1 protein-coding gene is annotated in these 25472 nt (G+C 57.1%); it reads right to left on the reverse strand.

Annotated features, from left to right (window positions below):
- The coding region (locus Pla100_RS28940; RefSeq protein WP_146582650.1) for a LamG-like jellyroll fold domain-containing protein at window positions 1-25472 on the reverse strand (25472 nt) is incomplete at both ends.

A 25472-nucleotide genomic window follows, 5' to 3' on the forward strand; every position in this document is an offset into this window, starting at 1 on the left:
TGACGACATCTTGCGTGTCGGTGGTTCCTTGACTGTCGGTGACCTGAATCGTGTAGGTCAACATCAACGTTTCACCGGTGGCGAGGTAGTCGAATGCTTCGCCGCCGGAGTTGAAGTTCCAAGTCAGAGTGTTGCCGGTCTCGGTGGAATCAATGATGTTGGTGGTGGCCGTGAACATGGCTAACAATGCCGCGTTGTCGCTGCCGAGTCCACTGGTGGTGGAGGAGGCGACGACTCCGGTTACGGTGGAAGTCACCACATCAGTCAGATCGAGATCCGTCACGCTGAGCGTCCCGGTGCTGGTCAGCGTCGAATCGGTCTCGGTCAGGGTTTCAGCGGCGCTGTCACCGGCATCAACGAACACGTTGGGTAGATCGTTCGTTCCCGTGATCGTCACGGTGACGATCTCCGTATCACTCAGTGGCGTGGCGTCGTCATCGGTGACACTGACGGTGTAGGTCAATACCAGTGTCTCGCCCTCGGCGAGGAAGTCGAACGCTTCGACGCCGGAGTTGAAGTTCCACATCAGGGTATTGGTTGTTTGGGTGTTGTCTAAGATCGCCGTGGGCGTGACGCTCAAGAACGATTGCAACGTGGCGTTATCGAGTGTGACCGGAACGCTAGCTGATCCGGTTCCCGAGACGGCCACCGAATCGACCGTCGCCAGAACGTTATCGCTTCGATCGAGATCGGTGACGGTGAACGAGCCGCTATCGGTCAAACCAGAGTCGGCTTCGGTCAACGCCGAAGTCGCCGGTCCTCCGGTGATGACGGGGGCGTCGGCGGTACCGTTGATCGTGATCACGACGTCTTGAGTGTCCGTTGTTCCCTGACTATCGGTGACTTGAATCGTATAGGTCAGCGTCAATGATTCGCCGGCCGACAGGTAATCGAACGTTTGACTGCCGGAGTTGAAACTCCAGGTGAGTCGATCGCCCGTTTCGGTCGCATCGAGCACACTGGCGGTGGAGTTGAACATGGCGAGCAGGGCGGCGTTGTCAGAGGTCAAGCCCGTCGTGTTGCCACTGGTAACGACCCCGGTGACGGTGGATCCGACCAAATCGGTCAGATCCAAGTCGGCGACCGACAGCGTGCCGTTGGTGCTGAGAGTCGATCCGTTCTCGCCGAGGGTCTCGGCGGCGCTATCGCCAGCATCGATAAACACGCTTGGCGAATCGTTGGTACCGGTGATCGTGACCGTCACCGTCTCGGTATCGCGTAATGGCGTGCCGTCGTCATCGGTGACGCTAACGATATAGGTCAACACCACGGTTTCGCCCTCAGCGAGGAAGTCGAATGCTTCGACGCCGGAGTTGAAGTTCCACGTCAGGGTATTGATCGTTTGGGTATTATCTAAGATCGCGGAGGGCGTGACACTCAAGAACGATTGCAACGTGGCGTTGTCGAGCGTGATAGGAATGCTAGCTGATCCGGTTCCCGAAACAGCCACGGAATCGACCGCCGCCAAGACGTTATCGCTTCGATCGAGATCGGTGACCGTCAACGTGCCACTGCTCGTCAGTCCCGCGTCGGTCTCGGTTAAACCAACAGAATCTGGTCCATCTGTGATGGCCGGAGCATCGGCGCTGCCATTGATCGTGATGACGACGGTTTGAGTATCCGTCGCACCCTGACTGTCTTCGACTTCGATGGTGTACGTCAGCGTCAGTGATTCGCCGGTGGCCAGGTAATCAAACGCATCACTGCCACTGTTGAAATTCCACGTGAGCGTGTCACTGGTTTCTGAATTATCCAGTACCGTTGGCGTGGACGTAAACATCGCAAGCAGTGCCGTGTTATCGCTTCCCAGCCCGGTTGTCGTTCCACTCGCAACCACGCCGGTCACGGCCGAAGTGACGACGTCTGACACGTTCGAATCACTAACAGTCAGCGTATCCGTGGCTATTAGTGCAGTGTCGGTTTCGGCAAGTGTTTCGGCGGCGCTGTCACCGGCTTGGATCGAAATGATCGGTGCATTGTTTCCGCCCGTCACAGTGATGGTGACTGTTTCAGTATCCGACAGCGGAGTGCCGTCATCGTCAGTGGCGCTGACCGTAAAGGTCATCACGTAGGTTTCCCCTGTGGACAAGAACGCGAACGTTTCGCTACCGGAATCGAAGTCCCATGAAAGGGCAGTCGTCGTTTCGGTTCCATCCAGGACAGCGGATGGCGAAACGGTCAAGAACGATCGAACGGTTGGATTATCCAAATCCCCCGGCGCGTTACCGGCGCCCGTTCCACTGATGGCAACCGCGTCCACGGCGGCGGCAACGTTATCGGACAGGTCAAGATCCGTCACGGTCAGCGTACCGCTGGTGCTCAAGCCCGAACCGGTCGGCGTCAGCCCAGCGTTATCCGGCCCATCGGTGATCACCGGAGCGTCATTGGTCCCATTGATCGTGATGACAACGTTCTGCGTATCCGTCGCACCCTGGCTGTCTTCGACCTCGATCGTGTACGTCAACGTTAGCGATTCACCGGTCGCCAAGTAATCAAACGATTCACTGCCCGAGTTGAACGCCCAAGTCAACGTGTCGGCAAGCTCCGTCGCATCGAGCACGTTGGCCGTCGAGCTGAACATGGCCAGCAAGGCGGTGTTGTCGCTGCCCAAACCCGTCGTCGTACCACCGGCAACCACACCACTCACTGTGGATGTGACCACATCTGTTAAATCAGAATCGGCGACCGTTAGCGTGTCCGTCACACTAAGCGTCGTATTGGTCTCCGTCAGCGTCTCGGCCGCCGAATCACCTGTGTCGACGAACACATTCGGCGTGTCATTCGTTCCGGTAATGGTCACGGTCACCGTTTCAGTGTCCGACAGTGGCGTTCCATCATCATCGGTTGCACTGACCGTATAGGTCAGAATCAACGTCTCGCCATCGGCCAGGAAATCAAACGCTTCACTGCCCGAATTGAAGTTCCAAGTCAGCGTGGCGGAGGTTTCGGTGTTATCCAGAATCGCTGTTGGCGTGACGCTCAAGAACGATTCAATCGTCGCGTTGTTGAGCGTCCCCGGCACGCTGCTCGAACCTGTTCCCGTGACCACCACCGAATCCACTGCTGCGGTCACGTTGTCGGTCCGATCCAGATCGGTGACGGTGAAGGTGCCGCTATCAGTCAGCCCCGCGTTGGTCTCCGTCAGCGCCGAAGTATCAGGCCCACCGGTGATGACCGGAGTGTCGTTGGTTCCGTTGATCGTGATGACGACGTCTTGCGTGTCCGTCGCACCTTGGCTGTCTTCGACTTCGATCGTGTACGTCAGTGTCAACGATTCGCCGGTCGCCAGGTAATCGAATGATTCCGCGCCGCTGTTAAACGCCCAAGTCAACGTGTCGGTCAGCTCTGTCGCATCGAGCACATTGGCCGTCGATGTCATCATCGCCAGCAGCGCCGTGTTATCACTGCCCAGTCCCGTTGTCGTGCCGCTGGCAACCACGCCTGTCACGGTCGAGGTGACCACATCGGTCAGATCCGAATCACTGACCGTTAACGTATCCGTCCCGGTCAGCGTGGTGTTGGTTTCGGTCAGCGTTTCGGCTGCACTGTCGCCGGTGTCCACAAACACATCGGGACCGTCGTTGGTTCCCGTGATCGTGACGGTCACGGTTTCAGTATCACTCAGCGGCGTACCATCATCATCGGTTGCACTAACCGTGTAAGTCAGAATCAACGTCTCACCATCAGCCAAGAAGTCAAACGCTTCGCTGCCGCTGTTAAAATTCCAGGTCAGCGTGGCCGACGTTTCGGTGTTGTCAAGAATCGCCGTTGGAGAAACGCTCAAGAACGACGCAATCGTTGCGTTGTTCAGCGACCCCGGAACGCTGCCCGACCCCGTGCCTGTTACCACCACGGAATCCACGGCTGCGGTGACGTTGTCAGTTCGATCCAGATCGGTGACGGTGAGAGTACCGCTGTCAGTCAGGCCAGAATCGGTCTCGGTCAGCGAAGACGTATCCGGTCCACCAGTAATTACTGGCGCGTCGTTTGTTCCATTGACCGTGATGACAACGGTTTGAGTTTCCGTCGCACCTTGGCTGTCTTCGACTTCAATCGTGTAGGTCAGCGTCAGCGATTCACCGGTTGCCAGGTAATCAAACGCTTCGCTGCCGCTGTTAAACGCCCACGTCAACGTGTCGGCAAGCTCCGTCGCATCGAGCACATTTGCCGTCGAGCTGAACATGGCCAGCAAGGCCGTGTTATCACTGCCCAGTCCGGTCGTCGTGCCGCTGGCGACCACACCCGTCACGGTCGACGTCACCACATCAGTTAAGTCAGAGTCGGCGACCGTCAACGTTCCAGAATCGATTAGTGTTGAATTAGTTTCGATCAGTGTTCCCGAACTCGAATCACCCGTATCGACAAACACATCGGGACCGTCGTTGGTTCCCGTGATTGTGACGGTCACGGTCTCGGTATCACTCAGCGGCGTGCCGTCATCGTCGGTCGCGCTGACGGTGTAGGTCAGAATCAACGTCTCGCCATCGGCCAGGAAGTCAAACGCTTCGCTGCCGGAGTTGAAATTCCAGGTCAGCGTTGCCGACGTCTCGGTGCTATCCAGTATCGCCGTCGGAGTCACGCTCAAGAACGACGCAATCGTTGCGTTATTGAGCGTACCCGGCACACTGCTTGCACCCGTCCCAGTCACTACGACCGAATCGACGGCGGCAGTCACATTGTCGGTCCGATCAAGATCCGTCACCGTGAACGTGCCACTATCAGTCAGTCCCGCGTTGGTCTCCGTCAGCGCCGAAGTATCCGGTCCACCAGTAATTACTGGCGCGTCGTTTGTTCCGTTGACCGTGATGACAACATCCTGCGTATCGGTGGCACCTTGGCTGTCTTCGATTTCAATCGTGTACGTCAGCGTCAATGACTCACCGGTTGCCAGGTAATCAAACGCTTCGCTGCCGCTGTTAAACGCCCACGTCAACGTGTCGGCAAGCTCCGTCGCATCGAGCACATTTGCCGTCGAGCTGAACATGGCCAGCAAGGCCGTGTTATCACTGCCCAGTCCGGTCGTCGTGCCGCTGGCGACCACACCCGTCACGGTCGACGTCACCACATCAGTTAAGTCAGAGTCGGCGACCGTCAACGTTCCAGAATCGATTAGTGTTGAATTAGTTTCGATCAGTGTTCCCGAACTCGAATCACCCGTATCGACAAACACATCGGGACCGTCGTTGGTTCCCGTGATTGTGACGGTCACGGTCTCGGTATCACTCAGCGGCGTGCCGTCATCGTCGGTCGCACTAACCGTGTAAGTCAGAATCAACGTCTCACCATCGGCCAAGAAGTCAAACGCTTCGCTGCCGCTGTTAAAATTCCAGGTCAGCGTGGCCGACGTTTCGGTGTTGTCAAGAATCGCCGTTGGAGAAACGCTCAAGAACGACGCAATCGTTGCGTTATTGAGCGTACCCGGCACACTGCTTGAACCCGTTCCTGTCACGACGACTGAATCCACCGCCGCCGTCACGTTGTCGCTTCGATCCAGGTCGGTCACCGTTAACGTGCCGCTATCGGTCAGGCCCGCGTTGGTCTCCGTCAACGAAGACGTATCGGGTCCACCGGTAATTACTGGCGCGTCGTTGGTGCCATTGACCGTGATGACCACATCCTGCGTATCGGTGTTCCCCTGGCTGTCTTCGACTTCAATGGTATACGTCAGCGTCAGCGATTCACCGGTTGCCAGGTAATCAAACGCTTCGCTGCCGCTGTTAAACGCCCACGTCAACGTGTCGGCAAGCTCCGTCGCATCGAGCACATTTGCCGTCGAGCTGAACATGGCCAGCAAGGCCGTGTTATCACTTCCCAGTCCGGTCGTCGTGCCGCTGGCGACCACACCCGTCACGGTCGACGTCACCACATCAGTTAAGTCAGAGTCGGCGACCGTCAACGTTCCAGAATCGATTAGTGTTGAATTAGTTTCGATCAGTGTTCCCGAACTCGAATCACCCGTATCCACAAACACATCGGGACCGTCGTTGGTTCCCGTGATCGTCACCGTCACGGTTTCGGTATCACTCAATGGCGTGCCGTCATCGTCGGTCGCGCTGACGGTGTAGGTCAGAACCAGCGTCTCACCATCGGCCAGGAAGTCAAACGCTTCGCTGCCGGAGTTAAAATTCCAGGTCAGCGTTGCCGACGTCTCGGTGCTATCCAGTATCGCCGTCGGAGTCACGCTCAAGAAAGACTCAATGGTTGCGTTATTGAGCGTACCCGGCACACTGCTTGAACCCGTTCCTGTCACGACGACTGAATCCACCGCCGCCGTCACGTTGTCGCTTCGATCCAGGTCGGTCACCGTTAACGTGCCGCTATCGGTCAGGCCCGCGTTGGTCTCCGTCAGCGAAGACGTATCCGGTCCACCGGTGATCACAGGAGCATCAGCCGTTCCGTTGACCGTGATGACAACATCCTGCGTATCGGTGGCACCTTGGCTGTCTTCGATTTCAATCGTGTACGTCAGCGTCAATGACTCACCGGTTGCCAGGTAATCAAACGCTTCGCTGCCGCTGTTAAACGCCCACGTCAACGTGTCGGCAAGCTCCGTCGCATCGAGCACATTTGCCGTCGAGCTGAACATGGCCAGCAAGGCCGTGTTATCACTGCCCAGTCCGGTCGTCGTGCCGCTGGCGACCACACCCGTCACGGTCGACGTCACCACATCAGTTAAGTCAGAGTCGGCGACCGTCAACGTATCCGTGGCGGTCAGCGTCGTGTTCGTCTCAGTAAGCGTTTCGGCTGCTGAATCACCCGTATCGACAAACACGTCGGGATTGTCATTCGTTCCCGTGATCGTCACCGTCACCGTCTCGGTATCACTCAATGGCGTGCCGTCATCGTCGGTCGCGCTGACGGTGTAGGTCAGAATCAACGTCTCGCCATCGGCCAGGAAGTCAAACGCTTCGCTGCCCGAATTGAAATTCCATGTCAGCGTCGCGGAGGTCTCGGTGTTGTCAAGAATCGCGGTCGGTGAAACGCTCAAGAAAGACTCAATGGTTGCGTTGTTCAGCGTACCCGGCACACTGCTTGCACCCGTCCCAGTCACTACGACCGAATCGACGGCGGCAGTCACATTGTCGGTCCGATCAAGATCCGTCACCGTGAACGTGCCACTATCAGTCAGTCCCGCGTTGGTCTCCGTCAGCGCCGAAGTATCCGGTCCACCAGTAATTACTGGCGCGTCGTTTGTTCCGTTGACCGTGATGACAACATCCTGCGTATCGGTGGCACCTTGGCTGTCTTCGATTTCAATCGTGTACGTCAGCGTCAATGACTCACCGGTTGCCAGGTAATCAAACGCTTCGCTGCCGCTGTTAAACGCCCAAGTCAACGTGTCGGCAAGCTCCGTCGCATCGAGCACATTGGCCGTCGATGTCATCATCGCCAATAGAGCCGTGTTATCACTGCCCAGTCCGGTCGTCGTGCCACTGGCAACCACACCGGTCACGGTCGACGTCACCACATCAGTTAAGTCAGAGTCGGCGACCGTCAACGTTCCAGAATCGATTAGTGTTGAATTAGTTTCGATCAGTGTTCCCGAACTCGAATCACCCGTATCCACAAACACATCGGGACCGTCGTTGGTTCCCGTGATCGTCACCGTCACGGTTTCAGTATCACTCATTGGCGTGCCGTCATCGTCGGTCGCGCTGACGGTGTAGGTCAGGATCAACGTCTCACCATCGGCCAGGAAGTCAAACGCTTCGCTGCCGGAGTTGAAGTTCCATGTCAGCGTCGCGGAGGTCTCGGTGTTGTCCAGAATCGCCGTCGGTGAAACGGATAGGAACGACGCAATCGCCGCGTTGTTCAGCGTTCCCGGCACACTGCCGGAGCCGGTGCCTGTCACGACGACCGAATCGACGGCGGCAGTCACATTGTCGGCTTGGTCGACGTCCGTGACGGTCAGCGTACCGCTATCGGTTAATCCAGCATCTGTTTCGGTCAGCGATGACGTGTCTGGCCCACCGGTAATAACCGGTGCGTCGTTGACGGCCGTGATGTTGACGATGGTGTGACCGGTCGCCGTCAAAGCTCCCCCGGTTCCCTGCGAGCCGTCGTTGTTGTCGTTGAACGTCCAGTCGATCTGCACGCTGGCAGGAGGGTTCTGATTGGTGTTGGCGTACTGGATCGACTGCAGGACTTCGTTGACTTGTGACTGAGTCGCTGTGCCATTGAACGTGATCGCGAGCTGGCCGCCGGTATTGGTGTAGCTGCCGATGTTGACGGACGAAAGCTCCAGCGTACCCGCATTCAAAACCAGATTGCCGCTGGCCGAGAACACGTCGTCGCTGTTGGCTCCGCCGTTACGAGCCAGCGTCAGTGTTGTGCCATCAAAGTCATCGAGCGCTGCATCAATTTCAGCATCGAACAGCGTGACGTCACTGTCGAGCGTGACGGCCGATCCGTCTTCGGTGAAAGCCACTGAGCCAAGCTGTCCGCCGGCTTGTCGGACCGAGACATTGTCGACGCGCCCGTCCGTTGCGGCTGTGTCGTTCGATAGCCCTGCGGTATCAGATGTGTCCGTGTAGGTGATCGTTGAGGAATTAGAATCTGCCGTGAAAGTAAACGTATATCGGACGCTACTACTCCCTTCGACGTCCGTCACAATTTGTTCGGTCGTTAGCAGGTTGCTCGAACCGTCTACCGTGACTTGTAGCGATTGATTGAAATCATTCCGGTCATCACGATAATCAAAGGTCAACTGATAGGTCGTGCCAATGGTGGTTGCGATCGTTTGCGAAGCGGTGTGCGGCCCGGCAACGTTGGCACCTCCGAATCGCAGTCCTCCCGCGTTGTAGTCGACTTGACCCGTGGTTGACCAGCCACTCAGGTCGCCTGTTCCGAAGTCTCCGTTGGCAATCAACTCCGGTCCAAGAAGATTCGGGGCATCGTTGACGTCCGTGATGTTGATCGTTTGCGACGCAGAATGTACTTCGCTGCTGCCGTCACCGGTGTCGCCCGGATCGCTGCCCGTGTTGCCTTCATCGTTCACCGTCAGCGTGATCGTCGTTGAAGCCGATGGTGTGTCGCTGGCCACCGTTTGATCGTTCAGATACTCGATCGTTCCGCTGGATGCTCCAGCCAGTAGGGCATTGAGCTGTGCCTTCGTACCGGTGAACGTGACACTGTCCGTACCATTGCCGGATGTCAGAAACGTACCTGAGGAAACATCGACGCCGGAATCACCAGCGTCGATCAGGATACGTCCTTCACCGACGCTGAAGGTTGCCGTTAGCGTGCCGCCGTTATCGTCCACATCCGCAAGACTGAAACCCGTGCCGTGAATGGCAAGGCTGCCCTGTTCGGTAAAGCTGTATGCCGATCCGGGAGCCGTCACGACTGGTGCGTCGTTGACCGCATCGACCGTGATGGCGATGGTGCCCGAGGCTTCTGCGTTATCGGACGCCAAGGCCGCGATCTCTTCTGCGGTCAACGCTCGCGCATATACGCGAGCTTCATCGATCTGGCCGTTGAAGTCATGCTCGGTTCCTCCGTTGCCGTGACCGCCGATCGTGGTGTTGGTTCCTCGCGTGTACGAGACGCTTGCCGATGTGCTTTGCTGTCCGATCAATTCACCGTCGACAAACAACTGGTGAACATCATTTGCATCATCGAAAACGTAGGCAACATGTCGCCAACCGGTCGCGACAATGTCCATCGTCGTGTGCAGTTCGACCCATGTCGTGCCGTCATAAATGAAGCCGGTGACACCTCCGGTCGCTGCGTTGTATGCGCGGAGCGCGACGTTATCACCAAGGCTGATCACTTCGCCGCCTGCGGTATCAACCGTACTGAAATTCACCCACGCGGCGAGCGTTACATTCTGCGGGTTGCCATACAGACTGTTGATCTGCACGTAGTCGCCGTCACCATCCAAGTTCAACACTTCGCCACGCGTTCCGCCGATGTCGGTGATGTTGGCGTCACCGATCAGCGTTCCGTGGTCCGCCGTGCCCGCCGAAGAATCATCCGCGTTGCCGCCTTCAAACGTGTAATGTCCAGCCAAGTCAGCCGCAATGGCCGTCGTCATGTTCAGCGTGACGCTGCCGTTGAAATTGGCGTCGGGCGTGAAAGTCATTACCTCCAGTGCCGCGTTGATCGCCGACTCGGTGCCGTTGAAGACAAGGCTGCCGGTGCCATCGGTACCTTCGACAATCGTGATGCCGGTCAGTCCCGACAAGTTCAGCACGCCATCGTTGACGGACAGCGAAACTTGCAACGTCGCTTCGGTTCCGGCGAACGTATCGCTGACCGTCACCGCGTTGGAGTTGGCAATGTTGAACGTCAGCACTTCGTCTTCGTTGACCGTCTGAGCACCGGGAACGACCTGAGCCGCTTCGACGCCGTCTTCGATTTGGATCGTGATCGTTTCTTGGTACGTCTGGCCGAGTGAATCGGTGACGTCGACCGTCACGCTGTGGGATGTGTTCGTTTCAAAGTCCAACGTGCTGGTGGCCGCAACCGTGATCTCGCCAGTGTGCGAGTCGATTTCAAAGTTGTTGTTGGCGTCGGTCAGGCTAAACGTGAAGCTGGACAGGACTTCGCTGGCGTCCCATTCGATGACGTAGGCTCGGCTTTGATTGTCAGGCACGTCCTGCCACTCACCGTCTGGACGGACCGCAAGGTGGTTTTCCCCAGTCGACCCATTCGGTTCGGTGGCTCGCCAGTTGGCGTAGAAGCCGTTTTGAGCCGTCGAGCCGGTCGAGAACTGTTCACCCTCGCTGGCTCCATCGAGGAAGTACCAATCACCCTCACTCGTCGCGTCTCGACCGCCCAACAACACATCGCCGCCAACTTGCTGTGCAAAGTCCTGCATCAACGAATTCTCATACGCCGAGCGGACCGTTCCAAGTTGACCGGACACACCGTTGATGGTGGCGGAGGTCGCCGCGTCAATCGCGTTCAAGGGCGTCGTGATGGTGTCGATCAACCGATAAAACTTGTCCGTCGCCGCATCGTACGACAGCGTCGAATCGTCACCCAGAATCTTCGTCACCGCCAATGGCACTTCGACGACGCGGATGTCCGACACCAGCATGCCTTGGCCCGTGTAGTCGGAGATTTCGGCAAAGCGGATCGTGGTCGAGTCGTCGGTGGCGAAGAACGTCAGCGAACCGGGTTCCCAGATGATGCTGTCGGCAAAGTTGTAATTGCCGGGAGCCGAATCGTACGTGAAATCCTGCGACTGGCCATCCGCCGCCACGCGCAATGTCTTCGCACCGCCGGTGTCCCATGATCCCGACGCGTTGAACACGATTTGATACTGACGACCCGCTTCGGTAACCACGTCTTGCTCGATCGCCGAGTTCGTGCCGGCCGGCAAGTGAACCGTGTTGCCGCCCAGTGGCGTTTCGTCTTGGTAAACACCATCGGCGTTGTGAAGATGCACATCACCGCTTCCCGCCACCGTCCACTGGCCAATGGTTTGCCCGGAAGTGAAGGTGGTGAAGGTTGCCGGGTCGGTCGCTTCGGTGAACAAGCCATCGCTGAGGACGTCTTGGTAAACATCCGGATCGCTGGGTGTGACAAAACCAACGCGGTTGCCCGCGACCGCGTTTTCATTGATGTGCAATTCGTCGGTCGGCGTGCTGGCGACGAAGCCCGTTCCGGTGGCATGACTGACACTCAGGTTGTTGCCGCTGACACTGTCGACGACTTCCCCTGAACCATCAAACTGCATCTGCCAATTGGCCACCAATCCCATTGCAGCAGCTTCGGTCGGAGAAACGTCAAACGAGTGCTGATGATTAATCGCAATTTCGTCGGCACTGCGGGCGATGTTCCAAATGCGAACGTCGTGCAGCGTGCCGTGGAACGCTTGGCCGACAGAATAGCCACCATCGACAGAATCTTGCTCCTGACCGATCACCAGCGTCCCGCCTGCTTCCAATGGGTCACCAACACGGAAGCCGGTGGCTTGGTCGACCAGTTCGCCATCAACGTAGACGAACACGTTACCATTCGTTGCATCCCAACTGACGGCCAACTGGTGCCGTTGTCCATCACGCAGCGAGTTATAGTCGAAGCCTGACAGATTGATCGCGTCTGGCCCTGCATTGACGGAGTGCAGATTCAGAAAGCCATCACCCAAACCGATGCGAAGTTCGTCTTCGTTGATCCCAGTCGGTGCATTCCGATAGGACAGCAATACCTGCCAGTCAGGTTTCGTCGTCGCGAAACTCAACTCGACCGTGTAGGCGTCTCTGCCACCCAGAATTGCGCCACCGTCATCGGCGATCAAATACGCATCATTCCCACCATCCGTATTCAGCTCGATGCCGCTGGACAGATCTGTTGGCGGAGTCGCCGGGACACCCGATTCGCGGTAGTCCAGTTCGCTGGTGCCGAACGTGTCGTCCAGATCATTGGCCGGATCGTTAATGCTGCCGTTGGGATCAAGGTAAGTCGCATCGCTGGTGAAGGCGATTCCTGATTCCAACGCATCACCCGCGCCGTCGTTGTCGCTGTCTTGGTCGAGGAAGTCTGCGATGCCGTCACTATCGGTATCAACCGGCGTCAGTCCACCGCCGGGCAAGCCGTTGTATGCCGTGTCGACACCGTTTGCGTCGTAAACCAAGTTCGGTGCGACATAGCCCGCGGTCGTTTGAGCTTCGATGTTATCCGCGATGCCATCGTTATCGCTGTCCAGATCCAGACTGTTGATGATCCCGTCACCATCGGTGTCGGGAAGCGTTGTCGTGTCCGCGGTGGAATCGTCCAGATTCGTTAACGTGATATCGGAGAACGAATAGGTGGATGGTGAGGCGTTGTCGTAGAACGAGTTGTCGACAAAGTAGTCTTTTCCAGCGGTTGTCGTTGTGGTGCGGAGACTGACGCCGTTACGCAGATATTCGACGCTTGTTCCGTCGATTTCAATGGTGAAGACATCACCAGCGGAGAATGCCGTTGCTCCAACAATGCTCGAGCTACCCTCATAGATGTAATAGTTCGCGCCCGCGAAGTAGAACTTGTAGTCGATGTCGGTCCAGTTTCCTGTCCCGTCGTCCGTGCCAGCCTCATTCAGCCCAATCATCACGTTGCCATAGGTGGCATTGTCGGCGGTGAAACTGAACTTGAACGAATCTTCGTAGCCCAGCGTCGAGAAATCGTCCGAATGAGTTGAAATGCTCCAAGTATTCGATTGTGATCCGTCGTAGTTGTAAGTCAGCGTGCCATCGCCGCCGGTGACGGACGTTCCATTAACGTTGGTCCAGTTGGAAATCTCCGGCGGAGCCGACGTCGTCGTGCCACCCGCATCTTCCACGCTGTCCAAGATGCCGTCATTGTCGTCATCCAAGTCGACATCGTCGTCGTAGCCATCGCCATCGGTGTCGGAAACTGCGGACGTCACGACGCCGCTGGACATCTCGTAGTTAACATCGGCAAAACTCAGTTGTTCGACCGTTCCGTAAACGAAGTCATTGCCTTCGTCGACGCCATTGATGCTGACTTCGTGGACCCGGACATAGCCGCTGTTGTTGTTGCCCGTGTAGTTGCTTCTATTGACGGTGTAGTCGGCGAAGTCGCCATCGAAATTGGCCGTGTCAAAACCAGCATCGCCGTACAACAAATCGTTGCCCGCGCCGCCCGTCAATTGATCGTCACCGCTACCGCCATAGATCGTATTGGTGCCCGTCTTGTCAATCAGGATGTCATTGCCACCGAAGCCATACAGGACGTTCAAATCGGCATCGTCAACGATGATCGTATCGCCCTGTGAACCGCCGTAGATGTGGTTCACGTAGAGCAGGTTGATGCCGGTGAAGTCCCAATTGAGCGCGTTGGCGTAGGTCGACTGACCGATCTCGACCGGGAAGCTGGAACTGTAGCTCTGAATCTGGTCCACTCCGGTCAACGCCAGATTGAACGTATCCTCCAGCATGAACAGGCCGCTGGTGCTGCTGAAGATCAATTGATCATTGCCGACCGTTCCCGAGTCGCGATAGTTCTCGGCCGTGCTGCTTGAGTAAGTGTAGTAATCATCCGAACCTTCACCGCCGTCAATCACATCGGTCGTGCTGTCGTCATTGGCGTAGAAAGTGTCAATGCCCTCTCCACCGAACAGGTAGTCGACGCCTGCATCGCCGTAAATCTGGTCGTTTCCTTCGCCACCGGAGACCACATCGTCACCGCTGCCACCACGTAGCGTGCTGTTGCCAGCGACTTCTGTCGTATCGATCACGCGCATCGCCGCGATGATCGGCCCATCGGTAGCCGTGCCGGAGGTCGATTGAAGGTTCAACGTTGTCGTCGTGCCCGTTGCCTTGAACGTGAACCCACGACCGGCCCAAGCCATGTTTGACAAGCCATTGCTGCCCGGCATGGTTGCCGAGATATCGCGAGTCACACCCGCCGCAGCGGCTTGTAAGGAATAGACGCCCGTCCCGTCACCGCCCAAGAAAAACGCCACGGTATAAGTGCGACCAACCACGGTCGTCAGCGTCGTCTCGATTGCGCCTTGACCACTGTCACCGTTGAGGTCGACCGCACGTCCGCCACCGGGAACGGCCAAACTGCTGTCACCATTGGCGATGAAGTCAACATTGTTCTGAGTGACCGTCCAGTTGCCGTTGGTCCCCGTGACCGCGTTTTCGGTTGCGGTCGAACTGGTGTTGAAATCACCCGCAGCACCAAGCAAGTCGTCGCCCGACAACACGATGTCGCCTTCGGAACCGCCATCGAGATCATTGATTCCAGCACCCGAGACGATGATGTCGTAGCCACCTTCACTATCAACGTTGTTGCTGCCCTGACCAACATCGATCGTGTCGTTGCCCGCACCACCAGTAACCGTATCGTTGCCGCTGCCGGTCGTGATCGTGTCGTTGCCCGCCTCACCGTAGATCGTGTTGCTACCGTTTCCGGTTGTGATCGTGTCGTTGCCCGTACCACCGTAAACGCTGTGGCTGCCGTTGCCGGTCATGATCACGTCATCACCGCCGTAGCCAAACACATCGATGCTGGCATCCCCGTCGTCGTAGATGATCGTGTCACCCTGCGTACCACCGTAAATCTGATTGACGTAAGTCAGGTTGATGCCGGTAAAGTCCCAGTTGAGCGCGTTGGCGTAGGTCGACTGACCAATCTCAACCGGATAGCTGGAACTGTAGCTTTGAATCGTATCCACTCCGGTCAACGCCAGATTGAACGTGTCCTCCAGCATGAACAGGCCGTTGGTACTGCTGAAGATCAATTGATCATTGCCGACCGTTCCCGAGTCACGATAGTTCTCGGCCGTGCTGCTTGAGTAAGTGTAGTAATCATCCGAACCTTCACCGCCGTCGATGATGTCCGTCGTGCTGTCGTCATTGGCGTAGAAAGTGTCGACACCCTCTCCACCGAACAGGTAATCCACACCCGCATCGCCGTAAATCACATCGTTGCCTTCGCCCCCAGAGACCACGTCATCGCCGCTGCCACCACGCAGCGTGCTGTTGCCAGCGAGTTCAGTGGTATCAATGACTCGCATCGCCGCGATGATCGGTCCATCGTCTGCCGTGCCGGAGGTCGATTGAAGGCTCAACGTTGTCGTCGTGCCCGTTGCCTTGAACGTGAACCCACGACCGGCCCAAGCCATGTTCGACAAGCCATTACTACCCGGCATCGTCGCCGAGATATCGCGAGTCACACCCGCCGCAGCGGCTTGTAAGGAATAGACGCCCGTCCCGTCACCGCCCAAGAAGAACGCCACCGTGTAAGTGCGACCCACCACCGTCGTCAGCGTCGTTTCGATCGCTCCTTGACCACTGTCACCGTTGAGGTCCACCGCACGTCCGCCACCGGGAACGGCCAAACTGCCGTCACCATTGGCAATGAAGTCCACATTGTTCTGAGTGACCGTCCAGTTGCCGTTGGTCCCCGTGACCGCGTTTTCGGTTGCGGTCGAACTGGTGTTGAAATCGCCCGCAGCACCCAAAAGATCAACCCCCGACAACACGATGTCGCCCTCGGAACCACCATCGAGATCATTGATTCCAGCACCCGAGACGATGATGTCGTAGCCACCTTCACTATCAACGTTGTTGCTGCCCTGACCAACATCGATCGTGTCGTTGCCCGCACCACCAGTAACCGTATCGTTGCCGCTGCCGGTCGTGATCGTGTCGTTGCCCGCCTCACCGTAGATCGTGTTGCTACCGTTTCCGGTTGTGATCGTGTCGTTGCCCGTACCACCGTAAACGATATGACTGCCGTCGCCGGTCATGATCACGTCATCACCGCCGTAGCCAAACACATCGATGCTGGCATCCCCGTCGTCGTAGATGATCGTGTCACCCTGCGTACCACCGTAAATCTGATTGACGTAAGTCAGGTTGATGCCGGTAAAGTCCCAGTTGAGCGCACTTCCATGAGTCGACTGACCGATCTCGACCGGATAGCTGGCGCTATAGCTCTGAATCTGGTCCACGCCGGTCAACGCCAGATTGAACGTATCCTCCAGCATGAACAGGCCGCTGGTACTGCTGAAGATCAATTGATCATTGCCGACCGTTCCCGAGTCGCGATAGTTCTCCGCCGTGTTGCTGGCGTAGGTGTAGTAGTTGTCAGCGCCTTCGCCACCGTCAATCGTGTCGGCCTCACTATCGTCGCTGGCATAGAAGTAGTCCGTGCCATCGCCACCGAACAGATAGTCAACACCTGCGTCACCATAGACCGTGTCGTTGCCACCGCTGCCGATCACGACGTCATTGCCTGTTCCGCCGCGAAGGGTATCGTTGCCGCTGGCTGCCGAATGAGCCACCATCCGCACGCCGGCGATCAGCGGTCCGTCGGTGGCACTGCCCGTGGTGGAAGCGATGCTGAGCGTGTGTGAGGTGCTGGTTGCCGTGAAGGTGTAAACGCGAGCCTGCCAGTCCATCGTGCCCAACGTGTTGCCGCCGGGCATCGTTGCACTGATGGACTCGGTGCCTGCCGTTGTGCCATCGGTCGAAACATTGACTGAATGAACGCCTGACGCTTCGCCACCGATCATGAACGCGACGCTGTACGTTTCGCCGATCGTCAGCCCGGTTAGGCTCTGCGAAATCGTCGCGTCGTGCAAGTCAACCGCTCGCAAGTCCGCGTCGTTGGCATCGGTCGGACGTCGCAACGGATCGTAATCGCGGCCGAGGAAGTCAACGTTCCCGCCACTGATCGTCCAGCCGCTGTTGGTTCCGGTGACCGCGTACTGAGTATCAACGCTGGTACCGTTGAAGTTTCCATTGCCAAGAATGTCGGCGCCACCAAGGACGATGTCATTGCCCGCGCCACCATTGAGGCTGTCCGCTCCGCTGGTTCCGACGATGATATCGTCGTCGGAAGTGCTCGACGCGTAGACTTCGGTGATATTGACTGTTGTCGAGCCGGTCGTACTGAGCGCGCCGCCAGTCCCTTGAACTCCGCTGTTGCCGTCATCGAACGTCCAATCAAGATCGACGCTGTCCGGCGGAGTTTCGCTGCTGTTGGCGTAGGCGATCTGCTGCATGATCGCGTTGACGTCGTCGTTCGTCGGTGTCTCACCGTTGGCATCGGTGAAGGTGATGACCAACTGACCCGCCGTCGTGGTTGCGTCAAATGTGGCGATCACCTGACTGTTTTTGATCAGGTCACTGCCTGACAGCGTGATGCCATTGCCGTCGTTGAAGCTGAGCACATCGTCTGAGTTTGCTCCGCCGTCGCGGACGATCGTCAGGGTTGCACCATCGAAGTTGTCGGTTTCGCTGAGCTCTCGATCGAAGATCTCGACATCGGCATCCAGCACCACTGCGGCTCCGCCTTCGACGTAAGTCGGATTGCCGTCAATCGTATTCTCGAGACTGAATCGTTCGTCCAGTGTGCCGTCGGAGTTGTAACGAGCGATGACCAAATCGTCGTTGATCACCCCGGTGATGATCAGCTTGTCATCGGACGTGATGTCGACACCGAAAAACTCGTGGAAACCGCCAGTCGAGAAAATAATTTCTCCGTTGGTACCAAACGTGTTGTCCAAGCTTCCGTCGGCATCGAAACGCAGGATGGAACCGCGCAAAGTCCCGTTGGCGTCCTGTCCAACCGCAACAATTTTGCCGTCGCTTTGCAGTTTGATGGCGTTGATTTCTTCCGTGCCGCCACGGTCGATCGTCACGATGCCGCCGGTGCCAAAGCCCGTATCGAGGTTTCCAAGCGAATCGTACTTGACCAACGCGTAATCGCTGCCTGAACCGCCCGTGTTGGCTCGTCCGGCAATGAAGATCGAACCGTCATCAGCAACGTCGATGCTGGTGGCCAAGTTCGTACTCGTCCCCACCAACGTGGTGACTTTACCGTCGCCGCCGCCGAAGGTGGTGTCCAGCGAACCATCTGGATTGAAACGCAACACGCTCATGCCAGTGCTGAAATCGTAGGACGTCACCAGCCACTTGCCGTCGTTCTGGATCACCATCGCGCCGCCCCGGTCGTCGCCGCCAGCCACATCGGTCGTCACCACTCCGGCGGTTCCAAACGTGCCATCCAGCGTGCCATCGCTGTCCAGCTGAATCAGCGTCAAATCACTGGCGTTGTTTCCCGACACAACAATCTTGCCGTTGGACAAGACGTTGACGCCGCCGAGAAAGTCAGCCGATCCTGAATCGTAGGTGAAGATGCCATCGCCGCCTCCAAAGCCGGTTGTATCCAGTGATCCATCGGCGTTCAGCCGGATCACGATGATGTCGACGTTCACGTTACCATTGGTCGTTCCAGCGACGATGATCTTGCCATCATCCTGAAGGGCGAGGTGAGTGGCCCCGTCATCGTTGGTCACATCCAGAATCACATTCCCAAGGGTGCCAAACGAGGTGTCGATACTGCCATCGGCGTTGTACCGCGTGATGACGAAATCGGTGTCGCTGGCGTTGTAGGCGGACCCTGCGACCAGATATTTCCCGTCCGGTTGAACCACGACCGCCCGACCTTCGTCATCGAAGCTGCCACCATTGATATCGCGGACGACCGTACCATCACCGGCCTCAAACGACGGAGCATCATTCACGGCGTTCACCGTGATCGCGACGCTGTCGCTGGTTTGCAGGTTCGTGTTGGCTGGTTCGAAGACCACGTTCAGGCCGTAGACGCGGTTCGGAGTTGAACCAGTGTTAAGACTCTCCTGAACAGTGTTGCCGACATCCAGACTGCTGCTGGCGTAGCTGGACCACGCGGTCGATCCGCCCGATCCGCCAGACCACGGAATGGCTCCGGGGCCGCTCGAGGACCAGTGACCGATCACGTCGCCGGCTTGGACATCCAGCGATCCGACATTGAACGTTCGAACACCGTTGCCGTCCGTGGACACAATATCGCTGTCGGTCAGTGAGACGCGATGAACGACTTCAAAGTCACCGCCACTGGGGCGCAGTACCAAGAAGTCCAGATCGACAGGCGTGCTATCGCCGTCGGGAGCAAGGTGCAGCGAGGTAATCGTTCCGTCACTGGACATACCCCCGAAGCCATTGTGGATGAATAGCAGGTTAAGAGCGCTTGCGTCACTATTGGGTTGGCCGAACGTGCTATTCAAATTGGGCCCGACGACCTCGGCGGGCCCCGTTCCTTGAACCTGCTCGTTGGCGATCGCCGCGATTTCATCTGCAGAGAGGGAACGGCTGAAGATTTGGACGTCGTCCAACATTCCCGTGACGTCACGATCCAGCGTGCTGTGTCCACCGATCGTGGTGATTGGGGAAGGGCCGTAGTCCAACGGCCCGGTCGTTGTAAGTTCACCGACGAGTTGACCGTCCAGATACAGCGAAAGTGTATTGCTGAGCGAATCATGAGTCATGGCCAAGTGACGCCAACCGGTTCCGATGATGTTTTCGGTCGTGCCAGTGGTTTGGAACGTGCTGCCATCGTAAGCGAACGCCTGAACCCCCATGTTGTAGGCGCCAAAAGGGGCAGTCCAGATTCCGACACCTAACCCCAGTTCAATGTACGTCGCACCGCCAGAATCAATCGCCGTAATGTTGACCCATGTCGACAACGTCACATCTTGCGGCTCGCCATAGGCACCATTGACCGTAATCATGTCGCCGTCACCATCAACGCTCAACACTTGGCCACGCTCGGCATCGTTGACGATCTCCGCGTCACCATTGAGCGTTCCGTGATCCGCCGTTCCCGCCGCTTGATCGTTGGCAGTCCCATCGTTGAACGTATAATGACCTTGCAAATCAGCAGCCAGCGCCGTGGTCATATTCAAGGCGACTTCACCACTGAAACCCGCGTTCGGCGTGAAGGTCATGCCTTCCAGAGCCGCGTTGATATCGGACTCGGTGCCGTTGACGACCAAACTGCCGCTACCGTTGGTGCCTTCCACGATTGTCAGACCGGTCGTTTGCGACAGCGTCAGCAAACCGTTGTTGACCGATAGTCTGACTTGCATCAACGAATCAGTACCAGGCGCTGAATCAGAGACACTGATAGCGTTGCCGTTTGCAGCATTGAACGTTAGTGTCTGGCCTTCGACAATGAACTGCGGACCGGGAACGGTCTGGCTCGCATCGTAGGCATCAACCACGGCGATCGACATGGTTTCGCTATAGCTGTTGCCCGCCGCGTCGGTGACTTGCACCGTGATACTGGGAGCACTGTCCGTTTCAAAATCGATCAGCGAACTATCGGCAACAGTGATTTCGCCCGTGCTGCTGTTGATCGCAAAAGCACCGCCCGCGTCATCGGTCAGGCTGAACGTAAAGCTGGACAGCACTTCGCTGGCGTCCCATTCGATGACGTAGGCACGCGATTGGTTGTCGGGGACGTCCAGCCACTTCCCGTCGGTGCCGATTGCAAGGTGATTTTCCGATGTCGTGCCGTTGGGTTCAGCAGTTCTCCAGCTGGTGTAGTAGCCTGCTTGTGCCGTTGAACCCGTCGAGAACTGTTCGCTTTCGGTTGCTCCATCCAGGAAGTACCAATCGCCCTCGGTCGTTGCGTCTCGACCGCCGAGCAACACGTCGCCGCCCACTTGCTGGGCAAACGATCGGATCAGCTCGTTCTCGTAGGCCGAACGGATGGTTGCCAGTTGTCCATTGACTCCGTTCAGCGTCGCCGAAGTGGCCGAATTGATCGCATCGAGCGGCTGAGTGATCGTATCGACAAACCGATAGAACTTACCCGTCGCCGCGTCGTAATCCAGAGTCGGATCGTTGTTCAAGATCGTGCTGACCGCTTGCGGGATTTCGATAACCTGAATCTCAGTGACGAAAGGCCCTCGATTCCCGTCAGCGTCCAACGATTCGAAAGTCAGTACCGACGACGTGCTATCCGCTGTAAACGTTGCCGATCGGTTTGACCAAAGCAAGTTGCTCGTCGACCAACCGTCGGGCTGTTCAAGTTGAAAGTCGTGACTTTCTCCACCGAGACTAACGCGAAGATCCTTGACTGTATCTCCGCCGTTCCAGTCGCCACTCATTGCGAAGACGACTTGGTATTGCCGTCCGGTTTCGGTCGCAAGCGTTTGCGAGATCGCTCCGGCGACGCTGGCGCCGTGAAGATCAATTCCCACCCCTCCATTTGGCCCGCCTTCGTAGTATGAGACATCAATGTTGCCTTTTGTCACTGTCCAATCACCAACTGAATTTCCAGCCTGGATATCTATACCAGTAGCATTTAAGAATTTCCCGCCCGAAACGATATCCCGCGGCGCATCCGGATCGCTCGGCACGACGAAGCCAACACTGGCTCCGCCGACGGCATTTTCGCTGATGTGCAAGTCTTCGACCGGCGTGCTGGCGATGAAGCCGCCTCCAGTTGCGTGACCGATGCTCAGGTTGTTGGCCGAGACGACATCGACGACTTGGTTCGATCCGTTAAAGCCATCCATCTGCCAGTTGGCGACCAGGCCGCTGGGCAAACTGCCGCTGTCAAACTTGTTCTGATAGTTCAGCGCGATCTCGGCTTCGCTGCGGACTTCGTTCCAGATGCGGACGTCGTACAGCGTTCCCTGAAAGGCTTCGGTACTTTCAAAGCCACCACCTAACGAATCCTGTTCCTGGCCCAGGATGAGAGTGCCGCCGGCATCGAGCGTAGCGCCAACGGCGTGGCCTGTGCCCGAGTCCGCCAATTGGCCGTCGAGGTAGATACTCCATGCACCGGCCGTGTTGTCCCAGCTAAATGCCAGGCTATGAACGTCGCCGTCATTGAAGTCCGTCAGAGACAACGACGTGGCGACAAAGGATCCATTAACATGAAAGGCAAGGTTGCCGCCGGAATTCACATACAGGTTGAATTCGTTGGCTTGACCCGCCGATGCGTAGGAGGCAAACGTTGGCTGAGCACCGTTTTCAATTTGGAAACGTGTTTCGAATGTCAATTGGCTGAGCCCGCCGAGAATCGCATCGCCGTTGCTGGCCTGCAGATACGCATCGTTTCCGCCATCGGTGTTCAGCTCGATGCCGCTGGAAAGATCGGTCGGCGCGTTGTTCGCTTCGACCAGATTGTTCAACGAGATCGTGAAGGTTTCGTCATAAGTGTTGGGCGTTGTTTCGGAGTCGGAGACTCGAACGGTCACGCTGTGCGTCGCCAGGGTGTCGGCGTCCAGCAACGTTCCATCGGCCACACGGATCTCGCCCGTGCTGGCATCGATTTCAAAGGCACCCGCCACGCTTTGCGATTGGATGGAATAGGTCAACGCGTTGGTTGTGTCGAGCACCGCGTCGGCGTTCCATTCGATGATGTATCGATGCGAATTGGTGCTGACTGTATCCAGCCATTGTCCGTCGGTGTGTCGCAGTCGTCCAAAGTCTTCGTCTGCTTGGCCGGCACTCGGTTCACCGGAGGCCCAGTTCGTATACAAGTTGGCTGTTCGATGTCCGGTCGAGTTTCCTGACCAGAACTCATCCGTTGCAGTGGTTCCGTCGTACCATTGCCATGATCCTTCCGTGACCTGATCCGCTGCCGCGATCCAAACGTTGCCTCCGATGGCAGCGGCCAGGCTCTGGACGTAAGCATTTTCACTGGCCGAATCAATGCGAACGAGACTACCGGCAATGCCATCCAATAAAGTCCCATTTGCGTTGGTCAACGCTGTCGACCATGAGACTGTTGAGTTGACGACTTGGTAGAACTTGCCAGTTTGAGCGTTGTACCGCAAGTTTGCGTCAGCGGCTAACAACGAAGCGATTTGAGCTTCGCGCTCAGCATCGACACCGTACAACTGCCCAACGACCGTGCCGTCGAGTGCGTTTTCATCGACCGCGAACGTCAGCGATGCTTCACTGGCGGTGAAGCCGGGTTCGGTGGTATGCTTCAGCTTCAGGTTGATGCCACTGACGGTTTCGGTTACCACGCCATCGATGGAGAGGTTGTCAAAGCTCCATTGGGCCAGCATGCCGCTTTCATCGTGTGGAAGGTCGCTGCGGTAACTGGCGACGAGTTGCTGGCCGGTCCGCACATGATCGAAGAGCCGGATGCTGTGAACCGTTCCTGAGAACGTGTCAGCCGTGACGAAGGATGACTCTGGTGAACCCTGGTGCTGGCCAATAACAACGGTACCGCCGGCGTCGATGGTTGTGGCGGTTTGATAGTTATTGCGACCAAGGCCGAGTTCTTCACCATCGACATAGAATTTCAAAATACCTGTCGAATTCTCCCAAGTCACCGCGAGGGTGTGCGTTTCGCCGTCGAAAAGCCCTGCAGCATGCGTGATGCTTCCGTATCCAGCCCCGCCATTCTCGCTGGTGCGGAAGAACAACTCGCCACCAGAATCGACGCCAAAGAATAATTCATCTTGGTTGGACACGTCGGCGTAGGAGAACAACGTCGTCAATCCAGACGCCGCAGTGTCTGCCGAAAACTCGACCTCGATGGTGATCTCGTTCTGGCCACTGAAGGGCGACGCATCAGCGATCAAATAGACATCGTTGCCACCATCGTCGTTGATACTCAATCCGCCTGAGGTGGCCGAGCTGGCAAACGTTCCCACCGGTTGCAGAACTACGTCGGCGATGCTGTGGTCTAATTCGGCTAGATCGGCGACCTCGCCGGGTGACAGAGCTTGATCATGAATTCGCAGTGAATCCAGCCCACCGCCGTAGAAACGATCGGCGTCAAGGTCTTGGCGACCACCAAGGTAAAGTCCGGTGGTCGGATCAAGTCCGTCCGTGCCCCGAGTCGCATCGGACGCCTGCAACACGCCGTCGAGATAGACCTGAGTTCCGGTCCCTCCGACGGTAAGCGTGTAGTTGTGCCATAGGCCGTCGCCAATGATTCCGCTGATGTCAAAGTTCAACTCCTGAGCGTAAGCGGCATCGTTGCTGTCTTGTATATTCGTGAACAACTCATTTGCGAGAGAAGGGTGGCTCGCCTCGCCGATATAGATGTTCAAACTGTTGTTCGTCGAAACGGTCCCGTGACTGTAGATATATTGAAATAGTGAACCGGAATTGTCGTCGACTTTGAAATCAAAACTGACCGTGAACTCGCTTTTATAGGTGAAATCCGGCAGGAGAGCGTAGTCACCTGCTTCGTCGAACCAGATCCCTTCACCAAAACTGCCTTCTCCAAAGCTTGCATCACCATTGATGCTGGTCGCATCGTTGCCGCCGACCGAATCAGTTCCGTCGCCATTCAAACCGTAGTAGTGGCTCAGTCCGGTTTGTCCGTCATCGGCCCGATAGGAAAATGAATTCGAGCCGTAGTGGCCGTTGCTATCGGCGACGGTGAACGTGCCGTCGTTGTTGTAAGTGATCGTTCCGGTCGTTGGATCGGTGTAGTCAATGACGCTCAGAGTACCACCATCGCCGTCACTATCATTGGTCAACACGCTGCCGGTCGTCACGGTACCCAGCCCAACCTCAAATGCGTCATCGACCAAGTTCGGCAGCACATTATCAGGGATTGTAGTCGCCGCTGATCCTGCGGAGAACTCCGAGGTACTGTTGCTGTAAGTTGCTGTGGCCGTAATTAATTCACCATCGGCTACCGCACCGGAGAACCCCGACAGAGTGATGTCGGTGAAGCTCGCGTTGCCACTGGCATCGGTGTTGACGGTTGTGGAACCAAGGTATTTCTTTCCTTCACGACGATTGGGATCGCCCGCCGGTGGCGTCGCATAAAAGTGGATCACCACACCGGTTAAACTTGCGAGCGTATTGACTGATCCACTGACGACGACGGTAGTTCCCGACCAGTTCATTTCTGCAGAAGTGATGACAGGAAAGTTCTGCAGGTTGTTCCCGCCGCTATCGGGATCGAGGTTGTCGTTGGCGGTGATGTCGGGGGCTCCCAGATCAATGCCAATGCCCGCATTGCCGTAGATACTGTTGCCGATGACGGAGTTGCCTGTCCCAGCGGTGGTTGCGATGTAGACACCCGCGTCGTAGGTCGTATTGGTCCTTCCGCTGTCGGTGATGACGTTCGCCAGCCCCGTGCCCGTACCGCCGATCGTTGTACTGGCGGCACCAGACTCAAGCAGGATGCCGTTCTCACCACTACCATTGGTCACCGTGCCAGCGGCGTTCGTACCGATGTAGTTGCCCGTG

Origin of the sequence: Neorhodopirellula pilleata, assembly GCF_007859915.1 — a bacterium.
GTDB classification, from domain to species: Bacteria; Planctomycetota; Planctomycetia; order Pirellulales; family Pirellulaceae; genus Rhodopirellula; species Rhodopirellula pilleata.